General features: G+C 46.5%; 17 protein-coding genes. 8 read left to right on the top strand and 9 right to left on the bottom strand.

The features are described 5' to 3' along the window. Positions 1-178: 178 nt before the first annotated feature. Complete coding sequence (locus NSQ73_RS07335) at positions 179-844, bottom strand: TetR/AcrR family transcriptional regulator (RefSeq protein WP_042139044.1); 666 nt, start codon at positions 842-844, stop codon at positions 179-181. Positions 845-1,002: 158 nt separating this feature from the next. Between NSQ73_RS07335 and NSQ73_RS07330 the strand changes: the two genes are divergently transcribed. Beyond that, positions 1,003-1,956, top strand: coding sequence for an aldo/keto reductase (locus NSQ73_RS07330; RefSeq protein WP_340943584.1), 954 nt, complete (start codon positions 1,003-1,005; stop codon positions 1,954-1,956). A gap of 194 nt (positions 1,957-2,150) precedes the next feature. Here NSQ73_RS07330 and NSQ73_RS07325 read toward each other — a convergent pair whose 3' ends face one another. After that, positions 2,151-2,837, bottom strand: coding sequence for a hypothetical protein (locus tag NSQ73_RS07325; RefSeq protein ID WP_340985925.1), 687 nt, complete (start codon positions 2,835-2,837; stop codon positions 2,151-2,153). A 195-nt stretch (positions 2,838-3,032) separates the two neighbouring features. Between NSQ73_RS07325 and NSQ73_RS07320 the strand changes: the two genes are divergently transcribed. The 5 genes from NSQ73_RS07320 (at position 3,033) to NSQ73_RS07300 (ending at position 11,389) form a co-directional block, all read left to right on the top strand. Beyond that, complete coding sequence (locus NSQ73_RS07320; RefSeq protein ID WP_340985924.1) at positions 3,033-3,788, top strand: LytR/AlgR family response regulator transcription factor; 756 nt, start codon at positions 3,033-3,035, stop codon at positions 3,786-3,788. Further along, positions 3,775-5,073: an ATP-binding protein gene (locus tag NSQ73_RS07315; RefSeq protein ID WP_340985923.1), complete on the top strand. Its 1,299-nt coding sequence runs from the start codon at positions 3,775-3,777 to the stop codon at positions 5,071-5,073. The genes NSQ73_RS07320 and NSQ73_RS07315 overlap by 14 nt, the downstream gene beginning before the upstream one ends. A gap of 123 nt (positions 5,074-5,196) precedes the next feature. Next, positions 5,197-7,236: a serine hydrolase domain-containing protein gene (locus NSQ73_RS07310; RefSeq protein WP_340985922.1), complete on the top strand. Its 2,040-nt coding sequence runs from the start codon at positions 5,197-5,199 to the stop codon at positions 7,234-7,236. 743 nt (positions 7,237-7,979) lie between these two features. Then, on the top strand, positions 7,980-9,752 hold the full coding sequence (locus NSQ73_RS07305; protein ID WP_340985921.1) for an exosporium protein: 1,773 nt from the start codon (positions 7,980-7,982) through the stop codon (positions 9,750-9,752). 68 nt (positions 9,753-9,820) lie between these two features. Continuing rightward, entirely contained in the window at positions 9,821-11,389 is a 1,569-nt protein-coding gene (locus NSQ73_RS07300; protein WP_340985920.1) for a hypothetical protein, read from the top strand. Positions 11,390-11,584: 195 nt separating this feature from the next. On the opposite strand, the gene NSQ73_RS07295 is transcribed toward NSQ73_RS07300, so the two are convergent. Beyond that, positions 11,585-12,751, bottom strand: a complete 1,167-nt coding sequence (locus tag NSQ73_RS07295) for a hypothetical protein (RefSeq protein ID WP_340985919.1) — start codon at positions 12,749-12,751, stop codon at positions 11,585-11,587. Positions 12,752-12,939: 188 nt separating this feature from the next. Between NSQ73_RS07295 and NSQ73_RS07290 the strand changes: the two genes are divergently transcribed. After that, positions 12,940-13,473 carry a cupin domain-containing protein gene (locus tag NSQ73_RS07290; RefSeq protein ID WP_340985918.1) on the top strand — a complete coding sequence of 178 codons (534 nt, stop codon included), beginning with the start codon at positions 12,940-12,942 and terminating at the stop codon, positions 13,471-13,473. A gap of 38 nt (positions 13,474-13,511) precedes the next feature. Here NSQ73_RS07290 and NSQ73_RS07285 read toward each other — a convergent pair whose 3' ends face one another. From NSQ73_RS07285 to NSQ73_RS07265, 5 genes are all read right to left on the bottom strand, one after another. Continuing rightward, positions 13,512-15,125, bottom strand: coding sequence for a response regulator (locus NSQ73_RS07285; protein ID WP_340985917.1), 1,614 nt, complete (start codon positions 15,123-15,125; stop codon positions 13,512-13,514). Further along, a complete protein-coding gene (locus NSQ73_RS07280; protein ID WP_340985916.1) occupies positions 15,100-16,863 on the bottom strand; it encodes a cache domain-containing sensor histidine kinase in 1,764 nt (587 codons plus the stop codon). The genes NSQ73_RS07285 and NSQ73_RS07280 overlap by 26 nt, the downstream gene beginning before the upstream one ends. Before the next feature lie 132 nt (positions 16,864-16,995). Next, entirely contained in the window at positions 16,996-18,699 is a 1,704-nt protein-coding gene (locus tag NSQ73_RS07275) for a hypothetical protein (protein WP_340985915.1), read from the bottom strand. A gap of 40 nt (positions 18,700-18,739) precedes the next feature. Then, positions 18,740-19,636, bottom strand: a complete 897-nt coding sequence (locus NSQ73_RS07270) for a carbohydrate ABC transporter permease (RefSeq protein WP_076243783.1) — start codon at positions 19,634-19,636, stop codon at positions 18,740-18,742. Between the two features lie 2 nt (positions 19,637-19,638). Next, positions 19,639-20,532 carry an ABC transporter permease gene (locus NSQ73_RS07265; RefSeq protein ID WP_340985913.1) on the bottom strand — a complete coding sequence of 298 codons (894 nt, stop codon included), beginning with the start codon at positions 20,530-20,532 and terminating at the stop codon, positions 19,639-19,641. 383 nt (positions 20,533-20,915) lie between these two features. Between NSQ73_RS07265 and NSQ73_RS07260 the strand changes: the two genes are divergently transcribed. Further along, a complete protein-coding gene (locus NSQ73_RS07260; RefSeq protein WP_340985912.1) occupies positions 20,916-23,024 on the top strand; it encodes an RICIN domain-containing protein in 2,109 nt (702 codons plus the stop codon). A gap of 171 nt (positions 23,025-23,195) precedes the next feature. On the opposite strand, the gene NSQ73_RS07255 is transcribed toward NSQ73_RS07260, so the two are convergent. Beyond that, positions 23,196-24,038 carry a helix-turn-helix transcriptional regulator gene (locus NSQ73_RS07255; protein ID WP_340985910.1) on the bottom strand — a complete coding sequence of 281 codons (843 nt, stop codon included), beginning with the start codon at positions 24,036-24,038 and terminating at the stop codon, positions 23,196-23,198. Positions 24,039-24,149 lie beyond the last annotated feature (111 nt).

Below are 24,149 nucleotides of genomic sequence, written 5' to 3'. Positions count from 1 at the left end.
TTTGAGAAGAGGACTGAATTTGCAAGAATTAAACACTCATGATAGTCAAATCAAAGAAATCAAGATTATAGAAAAAAGGGATCATATACCTTATTGGAATCTGCTCATCCAATGGCTTGGGCTTATCGTCACAATCTTATGTGGGCCTCTTATCATTGTGGTATCGCGTTAGTAAATGTTAAAAAAGGTTTTTGGTCACTTTTTGAGTTAAATGTTCTATTTTCGGCATCAACACTTCATCATCAATTGCTGTCAGCTTTTCGGGCTTAAACAACTGAATCCTCTTTAATTGAAAATAATCATATAAAACTTGTTGAACCGTGAATTGATTGGTCATCAGATATTTAACATCGAACATCCCTCTTAGAATTTCATCCTGCTTTATTAATAGCCTGCCGTTAAGTTGATTGAAAACCCCTTTTTGTTTACCTTCCTCAAAGAAAGCCAGTATCTTCTCTTCTCGCTCCCTCATAGCTTCATTAAAGCGATCAAATAAATCAGGGTAACTGGTTTCGAGGTCCTGAAGGATAATATCCGAGAAATAAACGACTAGAGATATGGTTTGTTCAAATATTTGCAAAAAGCGAGTGCCGAAACTTTGAACCGAATCCAAAGGATTGTGGGTCAATTCCTTCATGTATTCAATAAAACCATCTACGATGAACTCGACAATTTCTTCCTTGGTTGAGAAATACTTATATAAAGTTACTCGGCTTATCTCCATTACTCTAGAAATTTCGTCCATCCGAACGGACTGAAGGCCATTTTTTCGTAAATAAGGAAGCAGCTTATTCATAAGCTTAACTCGTGTTTCGTTTTTTTTATCTGATATCTGGCTATTCACATAAAGCCCCCCTTACCTTTATTATAACCGGAATTCCGCTTTCGTCACAAACATTATTTTCAAATTATACAAAAATGATTAAAAGTGTTTACTTTGTAAATTTCTTTATGCTAAGATGTAACTCGAAGCTAAAACATATAAAAAGCGAGGTAACTAATATGAAAACGCAAAAGCTCGGTCACAGCGATATTGCCGTTTCTTCTATTGGATTGGGTATGATGGGCATGTCCCCCGGCATGTATGGCACCATTGATGATGAGGAGTCCATTAAAACCATTCATCGGGCGCTTGATCTCGGGGTAACTTTGCTTGATACTGCTGATACATATGGCAACGGCCATAATGAGGAGCTATTAGGAAAAGCGTTGAAGGGACGAAGAGAACAGGCAATTGTCGCTACCAAGTTCTCGTATGGTCCAAATTGGGAATTCATCGGAGGACACCCGGACTATGTAAAGAAAGCTATTGACGAAAGCCTTCGACGTCTTGGTCTCGATTATATCGACCTGTATTATCAACATGCGGTAGATCCTAATGTTCCAATTGAGGAGACAGTTGGTGCTATGGCTGAATTAGTTAAAGCAGGTAAAGTACGTTATCTTGGTCTTTCTAATGGCCTAAATGGATCAGTTATTAGTGCATCTACACTTCGTAAAGCGCATGAAGTACACCCTATTTCCGCAGTCCAATCGGAATACTCCATTTGGAGCCGGGAAATTGAAGAAGAAGCTCTACCTACCGTAAAAGAATTAGGAATCACCCTTGTAGCTTACAGTCCTCTAAGCAGAGGCTTTATTACGGGGGAACGTCATATGAATGAGAACTTCCAAGCTGATGATATGCGCAATCTTTTTACACGTTACAAAGGTGAGAACTTCCAAAAGAATATTAAAATCGTTGATAAACTAGCGGAAATCGCCAAAGAAAAGAACTGTACGGTACCTCAACTAGCAATTGCATGGACAGTAGAAAGAGGCACATTGCCAATTCCTGGTACGAAACGCCGTAAATATTTGGAGGATAATATCAAGGCACTTGATATTCATCTTACGTCTGATGATTTTGCCCGTATTGATGCTGTTAGTCCAAATGCGTTTGGTGGTCGTTATTAATGTAAGCTCAAACAGCCCTCATCTTGGTGTCAAGGTGTGGGCTGTTTGACGCTTACCGCGTTTACCTCAAGGAGACTACGAGACTTCTCTCAGTTATCTGCACCTTCTATTCCATCCATCCTGACCTAGGACTTTGCCTGCAAGCCCTTCGGATTCTTCCTCATGGAAGACACCCTGCCTATCCGAGCAACCTTTTAATTTCTTTCAAGTGTCGCCAGGGAAACCATTACCCAGGGAGAAAACTTATTGGACAATGCGCCTTTAGGATTGTGTATCCGGAAAAGAAAGGCTTCCCCCGCCTGATTCTTCCATACCATATAATCTACTACTCCTTTATCGCCAGTAGCCTGCAAATACAATTCTGCAAACCCGAGCGGATGTTCAACCAATTCCCCGCTATAATCTTTGGCACTGCCTGTAGCGGAAAGCTCAGTTTCACCTTGTTGCTTCAGCGCAGTGAGATCGTATTCAGAAGCCAAACTTTCAATTTCCGCATAGTAGGCCGGGTCCTCGGTAAGTGATAAACGGTTAGTCTGTGCATTCAATGTGAAATCCCCAGTGATATATAGGGAGTATCCATCACCTTGCTCGAGTGTAGCCGTTTGCCCGCTAACCCCTCCCTCCTGTTCACCGAATTCCCGGGTCTCTGGCCGTTCAGAGGTCTGAGGATCAGTAGGGTCAGGAGCGGCGGACGCTGGTGCCTCCGTGGCGGAGGGAGTGGCCGAAGGTACTGGAGTGGCTGTAGCTTCAATAACTGGCGTAGTCGCTATACTTGTTGCTGTTGGCTCTGTCTCATTTGCAACTTCATTGTTGCTGCATGCGCCTAAAATTGAGGCGGATAGAATAATAGTGGCAGCTGCCGTAATTAATTGTTTGTTCATTGTATACCTCCTCTATCTGGATAATAGTTATTACCCAAAACCTGCAATCCCTTCCCCCAGAGCCCCCAATCCGAATGTATTCCAGGGATTCCAATTTGCATTTGATCCAAGAAGTTGTTTGTCATTATTAATAATGCTATATACTGTTATGAATACATTTATAGGATATTGCGCGGAACGAAAGGGGTGGCATTCATGTATAGAGTAGCGATATGCGATGATGAGGAGAAGCAGCGGGAGCTTGTTAAAAGAACTCTGATAGGCTTATCCATCAAGACAAATATAGAATTCGAGATGGAGTTATTCCACTCGGGAGAGCAGCTGGCCGCTCATTATGAGCGTGGCGAAGTGCCCTTCCATATTCTAATTCTTGACGTGGAGATGGGCGGAATGAATGGGATTCAGACGGCACGGAGAATCCGCGAGCTGAAGCACTTTGATGAACAGATTATTTTTCTTACCAGCTACCCTCAATATATGGTGGAGAGCTTCGATGTCATCACATTCCAGTATTTAATCAAACCGGTAGCGCCTCTCCTCCTGGAAGAGAAGATCACCAAGCTATGCCAATATTTTCAGGCCCAAGATAAGAAATTCATGGTCATTAAATCCGGTTATGATGAAGTTGTATTAAGATATGATGATATTATTGCGATTGAGGTTGCCAAAAGCCTAACGATAAAAAGCAAGCTGCATGTGATCACCAAAGCCCAAATCTATGAGAGCAAGGGCATTATTGCAGATTATGCCGCAGCTCTAAAAGACAGTAACTTCCTGCACATCCACCGTTCGATTATTATCAACCTGCTGCATGTGAAGAAGTTCGCCAGCGGCTCCGTTCTCATGTCGAATGGGATGGAGCTTCCTATAGGCCGGTCCAAGATCAAAGAGGTTAAAGATTACTACACCAAATATATGATCATGAAGGGTAATTCGTATGATTCTATATAACCTGCCGATCGTCCTCTGTGTGCTGCTGGTGATGTGCTTTCAAACCAACTTTTTCTTCAATTCCGTCTTTGACAAGTCTGCCAGGAAGACTAACCGTATCGTTTACTTCATCATTTACGGATTGCTTTGTTTCATGTATCTAGTCATACCGATGAATTCCTATATAGCCTCTTGTGTCGCATTGCTGATGATCTTTGGTTTGGCTCAATCCTATGATGTGGAGATCAAGACCAAGGTCATTTTTTCTATCCTGTATGCGGTTTTGATGACGATGGTCAGTTTTATCTCGCTTTATATTTTCTCAAGTCTAGATTCCATAGATTTCACTACCCTGGATTCGGGTAACGGGCAGGACCGGCTGACCTTTACGAAGGCATTAATCCTTAGCTGTGTGATTATGTTTGCTGTTATTCAGGTGATCAGATTCATTTCCAAACGCAGAAGCTTCTCTTTGCCTTACCGTTACTATATTTTCTTCTTGATCGTCCCCCTGATCAGTATCTATCAGATCAATGTACTTACTGTCACCAGTGAGAAAAACATCTATTATTTCATGGCGATTATCGGATTCCTGTTCCTGAATGTGATGGTCGTCTATATTTTCGATACGATTATTGATAAATTTCAATTCATGCATGAGAATGCACAATTGCAGCACCAGATGAATTATCAGGATGCGAATTATGAGAAAACGGTGCACAGCTTCAAATCCATTAAGCGGATTATTCACGACACCCACCAGCAGTTTCTCTACATTGAAGAGTGTATTAAACGTAATGATTCAGCGGCGGCACTGGAGCATATCAGGGTTACCTTAAATAAAGTCGAGGATTCCTATCAGCGGGTGAACACCGGACATCTCGTTATAGATGCTCTGGTCACGAATACCCTTAATATTGGACAGGCCAACGGAATTAGAATAGATACCAGGCTTCAGCTCTATTCGCTGGAAGTAAATATTGACCGTTATGACCTTTGTGTCGTTCTTGGCAATATGCTGGATAATGCGATAGAAGCCTCTAAGAAGGTTAAGGTGGCAGAGGACCGGTACATGCTCATCCAGATTCATTCGAATGAATCTGCGCTGTTCATCCACATCCTTAATCATATGGACAAAGTGACCGCCCCCCTGCACAGCCAGAAGCCGGACCCGGAGTATCATGGCATCGGCTTAACCAATATAGCCAGAATATGCGATAAGTACGGCGGCAACATGACCATCGAGTCCGGACACAAAGTCTTTAACAATATGGCCGTTCTCCCCTTTCATACGGACAATCCTTAGACAAAACCATTGTTTAGGGATTGTTTTTTTCGTTTCAGGGTACTTCAGACCTTCTCCCTCCTTCTTGCTTGTATGATGAATCCAGGATTACATTTCGAGCAGCAACAGAAGGAGGAAATAAGGATGAAGAAGTTGATTGCAGCAGTATTGGCTTCGGTGTTAGTGATCCCCATGGCTCAGACCTCGGCACAGGAGAAGGGGACAACCGTGGAAGAAAAGGCCCGCGCGCTGGCTTCAGAGATCATCTCCAATTATGGGGTAAGCGGACTACAGTATGCCATCAGGGATAAAGGCTCTATCACCCTGTCCGGGGGTGCCGGTGTGTACGATAAAGCCACTCAGGCACCGGTAACGAAAGATACGATGTTTGGGATTGGCTCGGTCAGTAAAATGCATGTCTCTGCCGCGGCGATGATCCTGGCGGATTCCAAGGCCATTGATATCGACAAACCCCTCACCACGTATTTACCGCAGTTTAAGATGGCCGATGCCAGATATAAGGACATTACACCGCGGATGCTAATGAATCATTCGTCAGGTCTTTACGGCAGCCACTATGGCAACAGCATGCTGCTGGATGACAACGACACACAGAATCATGATGAATTACTGTCAAGGCTGGAGTCCGAACATCTGAAATCCAATCCCGGAGAATATTCCGTGTATTGCAACGATGGCTTTCAGCTGCTCGAGCTCATGATTGAGCAGGTGAGCGGTTTAAGCTATTCCGAATTCCTGGACCGGTACCTGAGCAGTCCGCTGCAGTTAAGCTCCACCAAAACGCCGCTCGATACGTTTGACAGACAGCAGCTGGCCAAAACCTATTTCCCGGGGCTGGAGCAGGCTCTGCCCGTTGAGAACGCCAACGTTATTGGTGCCGGTGGAGTCTATTCCACGGCAGAAGAACTGACCGAGTTTGCTGAAGTGCTGATCGGAAATCGTACGGATATTTTATCCGAAGCCTCCGTCAAGGCTATGCAGAAGCCTGAATATAAGAATGGAATCTGGGTACCGGATGAACGAAACACCTTCAGCTATGGTCTGGGCTGGGATGCTGTGAGCCTGGCCCCGTTCAGCGATTACGGAATCACTGCTCTAACCAAAGGCGGGGATACAATTATGTATCATGCTGCGCTAACTGCAATACCCGAATCCGATATTTCGATTGCTGTCCTCTCCTCCGGCGGGAGCTCGATCTTCAATACGATTTTCGCCTCGAATATCCTGCTGGAGTACTTGAAGGATACCGGGAAGATTGACAAGCTCCTGCCGGACTCAACCTTCGAACCCCCGGTAAAGGCGGCCATGCCTGCTGAGTTGAAATCCTATTCGGGATTATACGGCACAGTAGGCGCTACAACAGCCATAACGGTTAAGGACGGGGAGCTTGACCTGCCTGCCCTGGAAGGCGGACTGATCCCTGCACAGAAATATATCTATACAGGCAACGGGCAATTCAAGAGCAGCGATGGCCGTTCCGCCGTAAGCTTCGATCTGCAGAAGAACGGCATAACCTACCTAAAGCTTAATGCCGAGTTGGATTTCCCCGGAGCCGGCCAGATGGTGATGGTAACCTACGAATATCAGAAGCTGGAGTCCAATCCTCTAACCGCCGTGACGAAACAGGCCTGGGAAAAGAGAAACGGGAAAAATTACTATGCTTTGGATGAGAAGATCAATTCATTATTTTATCTGTCCCCTGCGATCCTAATGAAGAATATCGCTGTGGATGAGGGATATGCCTCAGGCACCCGGATTGTGGATGAGCATAAGGCCGTCAATGCGGCTGAAATACCGGTCATGAACGGAAGAGATGCATTTGACTTGAATTTCTATACGAAGAACGAAGCGGAGTATTTAACCATCGATGGCAATGCTTATATCAGCGAAGATGCGGTTCAACCTATCTATGGAGGCCGGTCATCAATCAGTACGGTACCCGCTAATGGTCAAGGGATATGGTTCAAGATCGGTGAGAAATCAGCCGGGAAAACAATGACTGTGACTGCTCCGGCAAGCGGCGGCTTCGCTGTCTATGCTGCCGACGGGATGATCGTTAACTTCTCTGTGGTGACCAAGGAGCCTTCAGCAGTCTTGCCGCAAGGCGGTATGGTTGTGTTTGGCGGTCAAGCCGGAGATGTATTTAAGATTAGTATACAATGACAGAAAATGGATGGCCGGCTATGATGCCCAATGAAGTCGTTGTAGATTTAACAATTATAGGGCGTGCGATATTAAGAGCCAGTTACCGGAATTCCGGTAACTGGCTCTTAATACCGTTGGGCCGCCATCCTGGTCACACGCTAAAGGTTACAGATACAGTGAGCGAGAAAGATAAGGATCATTCTGGGTGAAGCATATAAATTACTATCTTTAAACAAAATCAATCTAAAGGGTGAATAGATTTCTAGCCAGCGGTTTATTATCCGCTGGCTCTTCTTCTCTCCCCAAGGTTTCATTACAAACCGGACATAAAAAATCCGGGGATTGTCCGGATTCCCGCTGCAATCGAATGAGCCAACAAAACCAGCAAAATCAGCTCAGGGCCTCTGCGGATCGCACTATCCAGATCAAATCCCTGTATTACAGCATCTTTCTGCAAGATTAAAAAATTGTACCAAACTTGGTGTCCACACCTTGAGAATAAATTTGAATACTCTATGTAGAACATGAACTCTACATACCTTTGAGAAGGAGGGACCAAGTAAATGGCTATTCTATCAACTGGACCGATAGAAAATAATTTGGTCAGTGGTGTAAGGCCAACACAGCAGCTGACCATTAAAGCTGATAATGCTGACTCTGTTAATGTTGCAAGTATTTTGATTCAGGGTTTCTACCTAAGCGGAATGAGAGCTTTATATGTACTTGAATTAATTAGTGTAAATCCAAATGAAGCAATAACAATGGATTATTTTGCAGACTTAGATGCTTTTGAGTTTGTCTTCACAACGACCGGTTTAGCAGAACAACAAATTGAAATTTCAGTTTGGGGAAAAAATGCCGCGGGACAACTTGTAACTCCTCATCGAATCGTATCTTCTGAATTGTTAGGAGCAAGCACAGGAGTCACCGGCCTCACCGGAGCGACAGGTGAAACTGGGGCCACTGGAGCCACCGGAGCTACCGGAGCGACGGGTGAAACTGGGGCCACGGGAGCCACTGGAGCCACCGGGGCGACAGGTGAAACTGGGGCAACGGGAGCCACCGGAGCTACCGGAGCGACGGGTGAAACTGGAGTCACCGGAGCGACGGGTGAAACTGGGGCCACTGGAGCCACCGGAGCTACCGGAGCGACGGGTGAAACTGGGGCCACGGGAGCCACTGGAGCCACCGGGGCGACAGGTGAAACTGGGGCCACTGGAGCCACTGGAGCCACCGGGGCGACAGGAGTCACCGGAGTCACCGGAGCGACAGGCGAAACTGGAGCAACGGGAGCCACCGGTATCACCGGAGCGACAGGTGAAACTGGGGCAACGGGAGCCACCGGAGCTACCGGAGCGACGGGTGAAACTGGAGCCACCGGGGCGACAGGAGTCACCGGAGTCACCGGAGCGACGGGTGAAACTGGGGCCACTGGGGCCACCGGGGCGACGGGTGAAACTGGAGCCACCGGGGCGACAGGAGTCACCGGAGTCACTGGGGCCACCGGGGCGACGGGTGAAACTGGGGCCACCGGAGCCACGGGAGCCACCGGGGCGACAGGAGTCACTGGGGCGACAGGAGTCACCGGAGTCACCGGAGCGACGGGTGAAACTGGGGCGACAGGAGTCACCGGAGTCACCGGAGCGACGGGTGAAACTGGAGCCACCGGAGCTACCGGAACGACGGGTGAAACTGGGGCCACTGGGGCGACAGGTGCGACAGGAGTCACCGGAGTCACCGGAGTCACCGGAGTCACCGGAGCGACGGGTGAAACTGGGGCCACCGGAGCTACCGGAACGACGGGTGAAACTGGGGCCACTGGAGCCACCGGGGCGACAGGAGTCACCGGAGTCACCGGAGCGACAGGTGAAACTGGGGCCACGGGAGCTACCGGAACAACGGGTGAAACTGGGGCCACTGGGGCGACAGGTGCGACAGGAGTCACCGGGGCGACAGGAGTCACCGGAGTCACCGGAGTCACCGGAGCGACGGGTGAAACTGGGGCCACTGGGGCGACAGGTGCGACAGGAGTCACCGGAGTCACCGGGGTAACAGGTGCGACGGGTACGACAGGAGTCACCGGGGCAAATGGAGTTACCGGCGTCACCGGAGCGACGGGGGCAACCGGAACAGGTGGCACATTACAAAACGGACTATTTACTGTTAATGTAGCATCTGTAGTAAATGGGACAGCCATTTCGTATACGACCTCATTTATTAATGGCACTAATATTTTGCACCCGTCCAATACGACCTTTGTACTGGCCATAGGACACATTTATTTAGTTTCTTTTACTTTCAGAGCAACTAGTTCAGTAAATGGAAATGTTACTGTTACACCAAGATTAAATCTAGTATTTCAAAGTCGTTTCTCAGGCAGATCAGTTACTGGAACTGTAGATGCTAATGTGAGCGTATCCGGTACGTTCTTAGTAGACACTACCTCAACTGCTATTACATTAGATTTTCTTTATAATGGATCAGCAACAGCTACGTTTACGGATGGTTCTGTTTCAATTATTCAGGTTCAGTAAAATATTAAAATGGATTGGAATTTTGATTTACTGTATCTAAAAATTTGAGGCAAAGGAGAATTGAAGATATGGCTATCCTATCAACCGGACCGATAGAAAATAATCAGGTCAGTGGTGAAAGCCCAACACAACAATTGACCGTTAAAATCGAAAATCGAGATTCAGTCAATAATGCGAGCATCATGATCCAGGGATACTACCTAAACGGGACCAGAACGTTATATATACTCGAAACAATTATTATAAGCCCAAATGAGGTAGTAACGAAGAATTATTATGCGAACTTTAGTGCCTTTGAGTTTATCTTTACAACCAGCGGTGTAGCAGAAGATCAAATTGAAATGTCCGTTTGGGGAAAAAATGCTTCAGGGCAACTTGTAACACCTCACCGTATCGTATCTTCAGAATTGCTAGAAGCAACAAGTACTATCGATCCTAATACAACCATAGTGGGAGTAGGACCAAATGTTAGCTCTCAATTTAGCGAATTAAGAACAAGTGAAAAAACACCGATTATTGAACTGACCTCGGTATATGGATTATCTAATCTAAGAGACGTTGTTGCCACACTGGGCAGTGCTACAGTTGGAAATACCAACACGGAGTTTCAATTAACTACGACAGCATCGGGCGGAGATATCGCCATCCTCCAAAGTTCGGAGAGGGGAAGATATGAATCAGGTCTAGCTGCCGAAGCAGGTATAGGCATCCGTTTACCGGTTGCGCCAACAGGAAGCCAAGTGGTGAGATGGGGTGCTTTTGACGATCAAAATGGCTTATTCTTTGGTCAGAGTGTAGCGAATGGAATATTTGTAGCAATTCGAAGAGCAAGTGTTGACACTGTAATTCCTCAAACATCCTGGAACGTAGATAAATTAGATGGAACGGGGCCAAGCGGGATAACGCTTAATTTATCGGAAGGTAACATTTTTCAAATGGTATTTACTTGGTATGGGTACGGAGTCATTGAATTTAGAGTAGTGCTTCCCAATGCTACGACTTTAGCACAAGAAGTGATTACAGTTCACCGGTTCTCACCTAGCGGGCAGACAAGTCTTGCTGATCCGAATCTTCCCCTGCGTGCAGAAATATTTAATAATGGCACAGCAGCTGGACTCAATTTATTTGTTGGAGGAAGACAATATAGCATTTTAGGCAAATATAATCCGGTCTTCAGGGTTACTTCCGAAAGAAGAACAGTAACTGCATCAGGAACCCTTACACCTGTTTTGTCCTTTCAAAGAAAGGAGATTTTCCCGCCAGGTTCAAGTAGAGCAAATTCAGTCAGTGTAAAACTCGAAGCGATTGATCTTATAACTTCTGAAGATATTTACTATCAACTCATACTTGGTGGAACGATTGATGGAGCTTTTACAAACTTCCCAACTGTGACTACTAATATCCCCTCTTCAGAGACAGCTCTTCTAGTTAATAATACTCTAACGACAATATCAGGCGGTCAGGTCCTATTACAAGGGTTAGCAGCTGGAGCTGGAGGTATGGCTCGAATTTCAGCCTCTGCTTCATTATTGGATTTCCAACTACCGGATAATGAATTTGTCTCACTGGCTGTAGCAAATTTAAGCGGCGCTACTAATTCTGTTACTGCAACCTTCAGTCTTACAGAAGAATGGTGAAAATAAATTCAAAAAAAGGGGAGATTATGTCATATATTCTCCCCAACAATATAATTCTTCAATGGAGACGCACTTCTGGATAATCACCTATTGATGCTTCTATAAAATTATCAATGCGTAAGATAACTTGTTATGCTAATTGTGTGATAACAAGATATGCAGAAATTCGCTCCGGTTGCCCCCTTAGAACCAATGTTATGGATTCATAAATACAACATCGTATTCGGGAAAAGCCTCCGTCCATTTGGCAATCGTCTTCGGCAGCTCAGTTGTATTCGGCACGTTGGTGTAGAACCGCACAATGGCAATATCGAATTCCTCCAGGCTGTTCTCCTCATCCGTGTCGAGTACCGCTGCCCAATAGTGGCCCTGTTTGTCATACATAATAATCGCTTCTGTCAGTGTAAACAGTCCGCGCACGCCGCCTGAAATTACGCTTGCACCCAGACCATCCAGATCCTTCGGCTTATCCAGCAGCTGCATGCTGTACAGGAACAGATCATAATCATCGCCTACCACTGTGCGGAAGGCCTTGTCTTGCGCCGCTGTCTTGAATACACCTGTATCCTTCAGCGTGTAGACGCCCTCTTTGTACGGACCTCGGGCATATTCGCCGGTGTAGGTTACATTCGCTCCCGCAGAGTATACTGGCGAAGGGCTGGTTACATACAGCTGGCCGTTCAGCAGGTAGAAAAAGACTACCGAACCGTCCTCTTCCTTATATACAGCCATCCGTTTGCGGACCACGGCCGACTCTTCATACAGCTGGCCGGAATGGCCGCCATCGAACGCATCGATGGAAAAGGTCAGCTTATCGCTCTTGACGTTGCTGAATTCTACATATCCCCCATAGAAAGGCGATTTGCTTGCCATATACCATTCGCCGTTCCACTCGGCAGCTGCCGGAACCTTAACACTCTTGGCGGCTGTTGCCGTCAATGCCTCTACCGGCAGCTGGCGGGTACCGTCCGGATTGCTCCATACCCCGGCAAAGCCGGTGCCGGCAATCCACCAGCCCTCGAAGCGGCCCGTTTCTTTGCCTTTGGCATCGTATTCATACATATTGACTATTTTGCCGCTGACATCACCTGTGAGCTTGATCGTCTTTTTGTATTTATCGTAATAATAACTGCCGGTCAGCTTCCCGCTACTCTCAATCTTGACCGACATATGAATCGGCAGATTCCCGTTAATTGCGCCGGTCAGCGGCACCAGTCCGTTCGTAGCCGGACTCTGGGTTGCCGCTGCCACTTGAACCGGAGCAGCCTTGTCTTGTACCGGAGCTGCAGCCGCCGCCGGGATAATGAAGAGTGCAGGCAGCAGCAGCGCGGCAGCCAGCAGTGTACCTATTTTACGTATCATAATGGACCTCCCTCTCATGCCATCTACAACAGATATATTACACTGTATGCCATGAATTACCCTATTGTTGTCAGATAGACCCTCAGATTATCAAGACTCTGGAGAAAATTAACGGCAAGCGGGTACTCTATGATGTGCAATCTAAATGGTTTGGGTAATGACAACTAAAGAAAAGGAGTTGATTAGGGATGCCAGAATCTCATCATGACAAACCGAAGCAGGAGGTCTCTATAGAAACCTTCGCCTTCATGGCCGACAAGCTGCTGCCGAATAACCCGGAGCTTCCGGCAGTTCTATTTAAAGGTGCATTTAAGAAGAATCCGGAAAGCGCAGAGCAGATCTTCAATGACAACGGCTGGCGGAACAGCTGGGTGAACGGGATATTCAGCTATCACCATTACCACAGCAATGCGCATGAGGTGCTCGGCGTGATGTCCGGCAGCGCCAGCCTGCAGCTGGGCGGCGATGCCGGCCGCAGGGTTGAGGTGTCGGCCGGAGACGTACTGGTGCTGCCTGCCGGTACAGCGCATAAGCGGCTCACGTCCTCGCAGGACTTCCGCATCGCTGGCGCTTATCCCGGCGGAGCAGATTACAACACCCGCCGGGCCACGCCGGACGACTTCGAAGCAGCGCTGCCAGAGATTAGCAAGGTGCCGCTGCCGGATAGCGATCCTGTTTATGGTGATGGGGGACTGTTGTTGAGGGTGTGGAAGGGCATTTGAAACATGCTTTAAGTACAAATGACTCGTAAACTATGCACCTAATCCTCATAATAATAATCCCGATATTCCTGAGGAGTGACGTCGTTAGCTTTCTTAAATATATATGTGAAGTACGCAGCAGTCTGATACCCTACCTGTTCCGCTACCTCATAAACCTTTATATTAGGGTCCTTCAGCAGTTCCTTCGCTCTTTCCAAACGCTTCTCTAATATAAAATCGGATATCGTTCTTCCCATTTCCTTCTTGAACAAAACGCTTAAATAGCTTGCGTTCAATTGAAAGTGTTCGGCCAATTGTTTGACGGTCAGTTGTGTCTGAAGGCCTTTTTCCAAATAAGCTTCAACGTTACGAATAAGATGATGCTGCTGCGTAGCCTGTTCCTTGCGCTCAAGTTGTGCGAACCTCGTCATGTACTCCAAGACAACCTCACGAACTTCCAACGTACGGACGCATTCAAGCAAGTCATGCCAGACCATCATATAGTGAGTGTTGTCATTGTCGTTCAAACGATTAAACCTTCGCACCAATTCGCTGATCAAACCCATGGCAAAGGCCTTTACATAGGTAATAGAAATGTCATCTTGCATCAACAGCATATCAAAAGCATGATTAAATTGCGCAACAGCCCGCTCCTCTTCGCCTGCTTCTAGAAGCCTGACGATTTCCGGAATTTCCTCATCCCGTAACTGAAATTCGCGGTATTCGGTCGCTTGGATTTGATCGAAATAATGAATTTGTTCACTTCCGGTAGACTTCAATTGAGTGAGCATATGTTTCAATTCCTTATAAAGTCTTGGAACCTCCCCTATACCGATGACTTCTCTACTCACACCTATCGTGATCGTAGCATCGTGTTGCTCACGGATGACTTCCTGCACGAAAGCGAACTGCTTTTCCAACTGGGCCCGTTCACCTGGAGAGGCGTTCAATTGCAAGACAGCCACTTCGTCGGTAGCTGTTCTTCCGATATAAATTTGACCATACCCCGAGATTCCCACTCGAACGGTACGAACTAACGAGTCACTTAGAAGAATTCGCTGCTCGGCATCCTGCATGGGCAATCCGTGTAAATTGTCGTAAGTAAACAGGAACAATCGATTCTCCCGGTCTCCGGGAGGCAAATCAAGAAGATGCCTCCATGAGTTGGCTTGCTCCGCGTTTTGAATTCTTCCTTCTAGCAGTTCATTAACGAATCGATCATGGAGAACGTCAATGCTTCCAATGACTCTCTCCTTCAATGCTGTAGTTTCATTTTCGATCATCCGTTTCTTTTCGATAACTGTTCGGAACGAAATCAACTTTGCTACCAGTTCCTCGATCTTGATCGGTTTCAGCACATATCCCTTTGCGCCTAGATTAATCGCTTCTTGGACGAATTCGAACTCATTGTACCCGCTGATTATCAATGTCTGCATAGATGATAATCTCGGATAATTTGCCGTGATCGTAGCAAGCAGTTCGATCCCTGTCATTCCAGGCATTGATACATCCGTAATCAGAACGTCTACAGGGGTTTCAGCCAAGGTCACCAAGGCCGCTTCAGCCGATTCTGCAGTTAGCGGCCGCTCATAACCGATATCGTTCCAATCAATATACTTTGTCAATCCTTCGATATGCAGCGGTTCGTCATCCACGATTAACGCTTGAATCATAACCCTCACCTCTCATAATTTGGGGCTTATTCGTGCAGACGGGAATGCGAATGGAGATGCATGTCCACTCGTTTTCGATGCTGTCTATAGCAAAATGTCCTTGCAAACCGAAATACAAACGCAGCCGCTCTCTTATATTGTTAAGCCCAAACCCGTTTCGGGTGCCTTCATATTTCTCCATGCGAACCAGTTCCAATACCTCTGGACGTAAGCCTTTGCCATTATCAAATATTTCAAAGTGGACTTCTCCATCCAATCGAATAATGGATATACGGATCTGCGCACGGATGACCTGCGTAATTCCGCTATGTAAATAGCAATTTTCCACTATCGGCTGAAGCAAAAGTTTGATCGTATACAAGTCCAAAACCTCAGGATCTATGTCCCAATCCACCGAAACCCGGTCCGGGTAACGCAATTGTTGAATTTCAAGATAGGCTTTTACATGCTCTAGCTCGTCGCGAATTGCGGTCACATTTTCCCGATTATTCAGAGCAATTCGATAGAAGCTCGTTAACGCATCAATGATTCTAATCTGCTTTTCATCATGCAGATCCAGCGCGCGCCAGCGTAGCAGCCCTAAGGAGTTATAGATGAAATGCGGATTGATTTGGGCCTGTAATGCTTTAAACGATTGTTCTTTCTCCTTTATTCCGACTTGCGCATTCTCTTCGACAAGCTTGCCTAAGCGGCCTGTCATATGATTGAACAGCAATTCTAGTTCACCAAGCTCGTCTTGCACCCTGTTTTTTACGCTTACCTCGAAATCACCACGGGAAATGTCATTCATTCGTTTCCCCAGTTTGTGAATCCGCCACACGAAGTTGTTTAAAAAGGCATACAGCAAGAAAATGGATAACATCAAGAAGAAAACGATGCCTGCTCCAACAGAGATGAAAATGAGCCGAGATTGTTCTTCCATTCGGTCCAAATGTACCAGCGCGGCAACGGTCCAACCAGAATCCAGTTTACTGGTGACAAACAGCTTGCCGTTCATTACGGCATTCATTTCAAATGAATCATTCCAGTACGGCTGTATCGAAGATTCGCTCAACCGGATTCCGATTTGTTCTTGACTCGAGGAAGCGATGATGTTTCCTCTTTCATCCACGATATACAAATCGCCGGCTCCATCGAATGGACGATGGAGGAATTCCGCAAAGACCTCGTTATAATCCAGTCGCATATAAATAATTCCGTAATACCCGCCGTTATGGTTTGAAATCTTATGAGAGACCACCAACTCGCGTTCGTTATCAACGCCATTGGACCATTTAAGCGCTCCCGGAGTCTCAATTGTTCGCTCAAACCATGCTTCCTCTCTTTCACCGGATATCATCCGGTTCTCCGGTCTCCAAAGGAACCCCCCATCCTGAACGAGCGTACTGTTCGAATGGTAAATACGAAACGACTTAATTCCCGGTAAATACTGATCTGTATATTGAAAAGACCGGTCCACATACAGCACGGTGTCCAGTTGCTCGTAAATATCTTTGTATTCACGGGAAAGTCTGGAGATCAGTTCTCCATCGGTGGCGGCACGGGTAACGATTAAATCGTAACTTTGCTTTTTGAATGCGATGCTTTGGGCATTTTGGCGAACGGCTTCCTGTATCGTAATCAAATAATTCTCACGAACCAGGTGAAGAACAACGTAACCCGCCCCCACTGCAAGCAACGCAGTCGGAATAAATACGATGAACGCGTATAAAATGATGACCTTTTTTCTAATATTCATCGATTGGGTTATTCTGATAACGAAATTTTCAACTCGACGCGGTAGACTCAACAGGACCCCCCATTTCCGACTCCCCGGGCCTTAGCAACAAGAAGGGGAGCACCCCTTGTTCAAGAATGCTCCTTCATTATACTAAAACTCTCCATTCACTTGAACTTCAGCCTGATAGGTTTCATGCCATTCGGCTTTCATTTCGTTCCACTGCCCTCGCTTTTCAAGCGCCCCTCGGAACTCATTCCAAACCTTCTCGAAAGCTCCATCGTCCTGTGCCATCAATAACTTTGCCCGGTACTCTTTACGGAGGTTCTCAACGGTCGGTGCACTTTTCTCCCAAACTCCGCCTGTCTTCATCTTCACCATATCATAAGAATGCACGGAGCGCACCGCACCCATTTTGCCGACAGCTTCCGTAAACTCAGTTGTCTTCTTATAACCCGCATGCGGATGATTGCCGACATTCCACCACGGGTACCATTCATTACTAAAGGAAGACGTCATGTACAATTCAGGCGTAACTTTGGATTTTAGAGCCACATCCCCCGAGTTACGAGCCTTGTCATATTCCGGATCGGTGAAATTCCATTTGCCGAGTGGTTGGTCAACCCAGTCCCAATACAGTCCGGCTGGTCCTTCATTAACAACATGCTGCTGCTCGGGATTCGGTTGCAAGGTGTAATCGAAGAATTTTAAGACGGCATCCAGATTCTTAGTATCTTTATTGACAAAGACATCATAACCTGGATAAGGATTCACGACTTGATTGATGCCGACCTGATCCACATCTGGAACCTTAGGGATCGGAATAACCTGATAATACCACCCGGGAGCCGTAGGTCCATCTAGAGCCTCCCAAGCTGAAGACGGAATATTAAAGAACGATCCGACATTCATTGCTACGCGTCCGGATTGGTTTCTTTCCTGGTATTGTTCTTTCTTGCTTGTGACGACTTCGGGATCGATTAACTTTTCCCGGTACATCTTATTCATCCATTGATATGCTTTCTTATAATTTGGGTTGTCATAGGCGAATATAAATTCATCGCCCTTTTTCTCAATACCTGCTCCGCCTGTAGACACGCCAAAGGCATTAAGTACGGCATTCTCGTCGCTATAACCTAAATTATCATTCTGATCCATCAGGAACGAAAGCGGGAGTAAGGGTTTGCCAGAATCATCCTTGATCTTGGCTGATTCGCGAAGAAACTCCTCCACACCTTCGATTGTGCTTAAATCGTCCAGGGTCATTCCTGCCTTTTCAACAACATCCGTCCGAACCACCCATGAGTTTGAAGACCAGCCTGGCCATGGATTATCGGGATTTTGGTCGAACCAGGTAGGAATGGACCAAATATGACCATCCTTATCTTTCAACCGGTCAATGTACACCTTGGGAATGGAAGCCAATCCCGGATATTTGTCAGGCATATCGAAATATTGTTCAAGAGGCATAACCATTCCGGACCGGGTCATTGCGGTTAACACCGTATCATTGTGACTGAACATGGCTGCGTCTTTAAACCCGCCCGCATTCAGTTTCAAATTGAGCGCAGTCATCGCATCCCCTTGAGTTGCTTCCAACTTCACCGCGACCCCTGGTTCTTTATCCCTCCAATATTGTTGCACCAGACTGTCGTTATTGATCGTTGCCGCCCAACCTAACCAAAGATCGAACGCGGACGATCCACTATCAGATGTTGACGTCCCGGAATTAGCTGTGCTTTCAGGACTTCCAGAGCTGTTTTTCTCCTTTCCCGTGCTTGAACAGCCGACGAGAGTGACGAGCAGTACTGCCATCACTAAAGCAATTGAACGTCGGTTCCTTTTGTTAATAACCATGAGATGACCCTCCCTATAATTATCAAATATTGTAATTCATTTATCCTTTGACAGAACCAATGAGTACGCCCTTAACGAAATACTTCTGCAGAAAAGGATAGACACATAGAATCGGAAGTGCACTGACCATAACGACAGTCATCTTGATGGACATAAGCGTCGTGCTCTGCGTCATGGAGTTTCTTGCTATTGCTTCCTGATTGATGTTCGAGCCAAAGATGGCAGACAAATCAGAAGCGGATAGTAACTGCTGCAAGAAGGTCTGCACCGGGATGAGCGATTGGTCGGTTACGTAAAAAGCGCCAGAGAACCAATCATTCCAGTGACCTACAGCCGTAAACAAACCAAGGGCAGCAAGCATCGGCTTTGAGAGAGGAATGATGATTTGCAATAGGGTCCGTAGCGGACCGGCTCCGTCCAGCTCTGCCGATTCAATGAGTGCTTCGGGTATACCCTGTATAAATTTGAGCATAACGAACATATTCCAGACCGAGAACATACCCGGTAAAATATAGACCCAAAATGTGTTCACCAGCCCCAAATTGTTCAATTGGATATAGAAGGGGACCAGCCCCCCGCTAAACAACATCGTAATTAAAATGTAAGTCATAATGATACGCCTCATCGGAAGTCCCTTATAGGACAAACCGAAGGCAACTAACAACGTTACAATGAGACCGGTTATCGTACCAATGACTGTTCGAGCGATGGTAATCAAATACGAATGGCGGATGACCTCGTTGCCAAGTACGATTTCGTAATTAATTAGTGTAAAAGAGCGCGGGAATAAATATACGCCCCCTTTGGCCGCATCCGATCCTTCGTTAAGCGATATAGCCATCATGTATAGAAACGGATAAATAACGGAGACACATAACAAGACAAGCATAACAACGATGATGATTTGGCCGATTTTTTCGGACTTGGATAATCTCATCTTCACCACAACCCTTCGCCGTTAATTTTTCGCGAAAATTGATTCGATGAGATAACCAGTAACAAACTAATCACCGAAGATAGCAGGCCGACGGCAGTCGCCATTCCAAAGTACCCTTGTTGCAGGCCGCTTCGCAATACATAAGTATCCAACACATCCGCGACTCCCATATTTGCGGAATTCATCAATGGATAAATCTGATCCATGCCAATTGTGATTAATCCGGGTATGCTCAAAATCAAAATAATTGTTATGGTCGGAATCATGCCCGGCAGCGTGATGTGCCGAATTTGCGCCAGTCTGCCTGCCCCCTCTACCTTCGCCGCTTCGTAGAGCTGAGGATCGATCGTGGTAATCGCGGCTAAAAAGAGAATTGTGTTCCACCCCGTCTCTTTCCATAGACCGCTTACGATAACCATAGGTCTAAACCAATCATCCGACCCAAGGAAGAAGATCGGCTCTCCTCCGGTCCACGTAATGAATTGGTTGATGAGTCCATCATCCAGCGATAAGAACGAATGAAGAATGTAAGCGACTACAATCCAAGAGAAGAAATGGGGTAAATAACTGACGGATTGCACAAATCGTTTGAACCTAGAACTTCTAATTTCATTAATGAGAAGAGCGAGTATGATCGGAGCCGGAAAACCAAATATAAATTTCAGAACAGAAATAAAGAGTGTATTTTCTACAATGGTTAAAAACTGCGGATCCTGCAAGAACTCAAAATTACTAAATCCAACCCATGGGCTATTCCATATTGAGCCGCCGATCCGGAAGTCACGAAAAGCAACCTGGATACCAGCCATAGGAATGTAATTAAAAACAAATAATAACACTACGCCCGGCAAAATCATGAGATACTGCCAACGATACTTATGAAATTTTGAGTACATAACCATCCTCCTCGTAAAGTTATTATAGAACGGCTTGTAAGCAAAGACGAGATAACAACGATTGGATTTCTATCACTTTAATTGGATGTATATTATTTACATATTTACATTTATAGGGTTTATTGCATTTTTCTTATATCAATATATATCTAAACCTTTTTAAATTATTTTATGTTCGACGACAAAATAAGCCTTACTTAGACACCGCGTTCGGACTAATATTAGCTTAAGAAACAAAGGAGAATTTCCATACTGTAAAGTATTTATCAGGGTGAGGAGGGATACGTGAGAGCTAGTAAAGTACAGAGTAAATAAAAAACTTCATCTGCCCAGCAGAATGTAAGCGGTTAATTAAATGGCAACCAAAAGGAGATTTGATCAATATGCAGCTGATCCACAAAATGAGGAGCCATAAAATCATTATTCTGACTATTGTATTCGCTTTATTGGCAGTGATCGTAGGTAGCGGCAGTATTTTCGGGGCAGCAAGTTCATCCACTACCTCTAACACCACAAGAGTATCTGTGCATGACCCTTCGATTTCCTATGATGCTTCTACGAATAAGTATTATATATTTGGCTCACACCTGGCGCAGGCCTCAAGCACAGATCTGAGGAACTGGTCCTACATGGGGACACAGGGCTACACGAACACCAGCCTGTATGCCCCTTCAACTTTTGAAGGCTATTATTATATCAAGAACAAGAACAGCGGATTATATCTGGATGTAGTCAACGGCTCGGCGACTGACGGCACCAATATTCAGCAATGGTCGTATAATGGCTCGGATGCGCAAAAGTTCAGAATTATGTATTACGGAAGCGGGGATTATTACATCCTTACAGGCAATACCGCTTATGCAAGCGGTATTGACGTCTTCGAAGGATCTTCCGCCGACGGTGCCAACATTGATCAATGGACGTACTGGGGCGGCACTATGCAGCTATTTAGAATCCAGCAAAATGCCGACGGAACGGTCGCGTTCTTAACCAAGGCATCCAACTATACTGCCGCAATGGATGTGGCGGACGGCAGCACAGCGAATGGCGCGAACATCCAGCAATGGAATTACTGGGGCGGCGATATGCAGAAATGGGAGCTGGTCAAGGCAGGGGGAACCGGCAACTCCGCCAGAAGCGCCGGAGCAGCATTAAATTCTGCGCTCGCGGTGCCTTTTGCCTGGGCCGGGTATAATGATCAGGACAGTTCAGGCGGACAATCCGTATGGGCGCCGGGACCGGTATATAATTCTTCATACGTGTGGGCAGACGGATCGACGGGAGCTTATATGCTCTACTATTGCACCTCCTCGACTTATATCCGTTCAGCTATCGCCTACAGTGTATCCAAGTCGGTCTCCGGACCTTATGAATATGTCGATACCATTATCTATTCCGGCTTCACTAGCGGCAGCAATCCGATTACAACGACCTCGTCGTTAGGGACCAAAACGGTGGATATATGGTACAAGAACACCAATATCCCCGAGCTGATCGACAACGGCACCCTATCAGGAACCAGAAGCGGCTGGTTTAACAACAGTGGCGGATTCAACAACAGCAATTTCCCGAATGCGATAGATCCGGCGCTGGTGTATGACAACAGCGGCAAGCTGTGGATGAGTTACGGCTCCTGGTCTGGAGGGATTTATATTCTGCAGATTAACCCAGCCACCGGCAAGCCGTACTACCCAGGCTCCGACAATGGCAATGTCGACCGTTATTTTGGCAAGCGGATTGCCGGAGGGTACGGTAAGACGGGCGAAGCTCCTTACATCGTGTATGATTCCTCATCAGGCTATTACTACCTTTACGTCACTTATGGCGGTTTGGCCAATGCGGGAGGGTATCATATCCGTCTGTACCGCTCGACCACCATCGACGGAACCTACACCGATGCCGCCGGCAATTCGGCTGTCTATTCCTCCGCTTCCGTAGACCAGTCGGGTTACGGCATCAAGCTATTTGGGAATTATAACTTATCGGGAGCTAGTCAGGGGTATAAATCGGGTGGCCACAATTCTGCACTGATCGATACGGACGGCAGGAGATATCTGGTGTACCACACCCGGTTCAATAACGGCACCGAGGCGCACGAGGTTCGCGTGCATCAGCAATTTATGAATCAGGACAAGTGGCCGGTAACTGCGGTGTATGAATTTCTGGGCAGCAGTATCGCCTCCACCGGGTATAGTTCCAGTGAAATGGCTGGGACCTATCAATTCATCAACATGGGATTGGATGCTTCTACGGCTAATGTTGGCATGCTGACCACCCAGAGTGTGACCCTGAGCAGCAATGGAACCATTTCCGGTTCTGTGACAGGTACATGGTCCAATACGTCAGGAACCTACTACTGTACGATGGTCATTGACGGTATAACTTATAAAGGAGTGTTCTTTAAGCAGCGCAATGAACTGTCCAGCCACAATGAAGTGATGACCTTCTCCTTGATCGGTACCAACAACAAGTCGATTTGGGGTTCGAAGTAAAATGTAACCGGAAGTTTGAAGGAACACAGAAAGCAGGGCCTGAAATCTCATGATTTCAAGCCCTGCTTGTTAATTAGCTGTCCCCTTTTGATTTTGCCACCTGTCTTTAACGCGAGGAGTAAACCCCCTTCATGAATTTCTATAGTATGTTAGATGAAGATCGTATATATGTTACGACTTCTGATAACTGCGGCGGAAGGCGCCGGGTGTGAGCCGTTCCAGCTTCTTGAAGATTGCGCCATAATAGCTGGCAGATTCAAAGCCGACTTGATGAGCAATATGCTGCATCCCGCACTGCACATTGTCGAGCAGCAGTTCCTTGCTCTTATTGATCCTTACCTGATTGACATAGCTGATTGGACGAATGCCTGTCGTCTTCTTGAACATATGGCAGAAATGTTCCGGTGTGACGCCCATCAGTCCGGCAAGCGTCTGCAAAGTAATCTCTTCGGCATAATACTGGTCAATATAATCCAGGACCGGCTTTAACCGTTCATACTGCCGCCCGACGGTATCGCTGCCCTCGACAGTGACACGCTGAATAATCTCCGTCAATAAGGTATAGAGGATGGCAGAGCAGGCGTAATTGTTTAACGTTTGTGCTTGCGGCGTAAGTGCCGCTTGCAGCAGCTCCCTTATTCGGGATAGAAGGTATTCGGGCGATGCGAGCGTAAATACGCTTGTGTCTACAATGCCGACGGTTTCAAACAACCCCGCTGATCCACTGCCGTCGAAGATGATCCAGTCAACTTTCCAGCTCCCCGATAAAGCATAGTATTCGTGCTGCTGGCCGGGGAACAGCAGCATGCCCATGCCTTGCTTGACGACATGCTCCGTTCCACTCAGCTTGAGTTTGCCCTCGCCACTGCGGCATTGAATCCACTGATAATCCTGAATGCCCGTGTCTCGGCGTATATGCTCCTGTTCATGATGCAGACCAATACCAAGCAAATAAAAAGGGAGCAGCTTGTCCCGGGCGGATAGAACGGGAAAAACGCGATTGGGATGAGGCATGCGACCCACTCTCCTGCTATCTTAATATTGTTATATCGTATTAATTATTTAAGATATTCACTCCAATTAATATAGCATATAATCGCAATATATTGATGAACAAAGGAGATT

Source organism: Paenibacillus sp. FSL R10-2736 (assembly GCF_038000245.1).
Lineage (GTDB): Bacteria > Bacillota > Bacilli > Paenibacillales > Paenibacillaceae > Paenibacillus_AQ > Paenibacillus_AQ phytohabitans.
This window is presented reverse-complemented; position numbering and strand designations above follow the sequence as displayed.

What these genes read in the sequence shown, in the direction of transcription:
- NSQ73_RS07330 (WP_340943584.1), top strand. Translation starts at nt 1,003, where the DNA reads ATGAAAACGCAAAAGCTCGGTCACAGCGATATTGCCGTTTCTTCTATT.
- NSQ73_RS07325 (WP_340985925.1), bottom strand. Translation starts at nt 2,837, where the DNA reads ATGAACAAACAATTAATTACGGCAGCTGCCACTATTATTCTATCCGCC.
- NSQ73_RS07320 (WP_340985924.1), top strand. Translation starts at nt 3,033, where the DNA reads ATGTATAGAGTAGCGATATGCGATGATGAGGAGAAGCAGCGGGAGCTT.
- NSQ73_RS07315 (WP_340985923.1), top strand. Translation starts at nt 3,775, where the DNA reads ATGATTCTATATAACCTGCCGATCGTCCTCTGTGTGCTGCTGGTGATG.
- NSQ73_RS07310 (WP_340985922.1), top strand. Translation starts at nt 5,197, where the DNA reads ATGAAGAAGTTGATTGCAGCAGTATTGGCTTCGGTGTTAGTGATCCCC.
- NSQ73_RS07305 (WP_340985921.1), top strand. Translation starts at nt 7,980, where the DNA reads ATGGATTATTTTGCAGACTTAGATGCTTTTGAGTTTGTCTTCACAACG.
- NSQ73_RS07300 (WP_340985920.1), top strand. Translation starts at nt 9,821, where the DNA reads ATGGCTATCCTATCAACCGGACCGATAGAAAATAATCAGGTCAGTGGT.
- NSQ73_RS07295 (WP_340985919.1), bottom strand. Translation starts at nt 12,751, where the DNA reads ATGATACGTAAAATAGGTACACTGCTGGCTGCCGCGCTGCTGCTGCCT.
- NSQ73_RS07290 (WP_340985918.1), top strand. Translation starts at nt 12,940, where the DNA reads ATGCCAGAATCTCATCATGACAAACCGAAGCAGGAGGTCTCTATAGAA.
- NSQ73_RS07285 (WP_340985917.1), bottom strand. Translation starts at nt 15,125, where the DNA reads ATGATTCAAGCGTTAATCGTGGATGACGAACCGCTGCATATCGAAGGA.
- NSQ73_RS07280 (WP_340985916.1), bottom strand. Translation starts at nt 16,863, where the DNA reads ATGAATATTAGAAAAAAGGTCATCATTTTATACGCGTTCATCGTATTT.
- NSQ73_RS07275 (WP_340985915.1), bottom strand. Translation starts at nt 18,699, where the DNA reads ATGGTTATTAACAAAAGGAACCGACGTTCAATTGCTTTAGTGATGGCA.
- NSQ73_RS07270 (WP_076243783.1), bottom strand. Translation starts at nt 19,636, where the DNA reads ATGAGATTATCCAAGTCCGAAAAAATCGGCCAAATCATCATCGTTGTT.
- NSQ73_RS07265 (WP_340985913.1), bottom strand. Translation starts at nt 20,532, where the DNA reads ATGTACTCAAAATTTCATAAGTATCGTTGGCAGTATCTCATGATTTTG.
- NSQ73_RS07260 (WP_340985912.1), top strand. Translation starts at nt 20,916, where the DNA reads ATGCAGCTGATCCACAAAATGAGGAGCCATAAAATCATTATTCTGACT.
- NSQ73_RS07255 (WP_340985910.1), bottom strand. Translation starts at nt 24,038, where the DNA reads ATGCCTCATCCCAATCGCGTTTTTCCCGTTCTATCCGCCCGGGACAAG.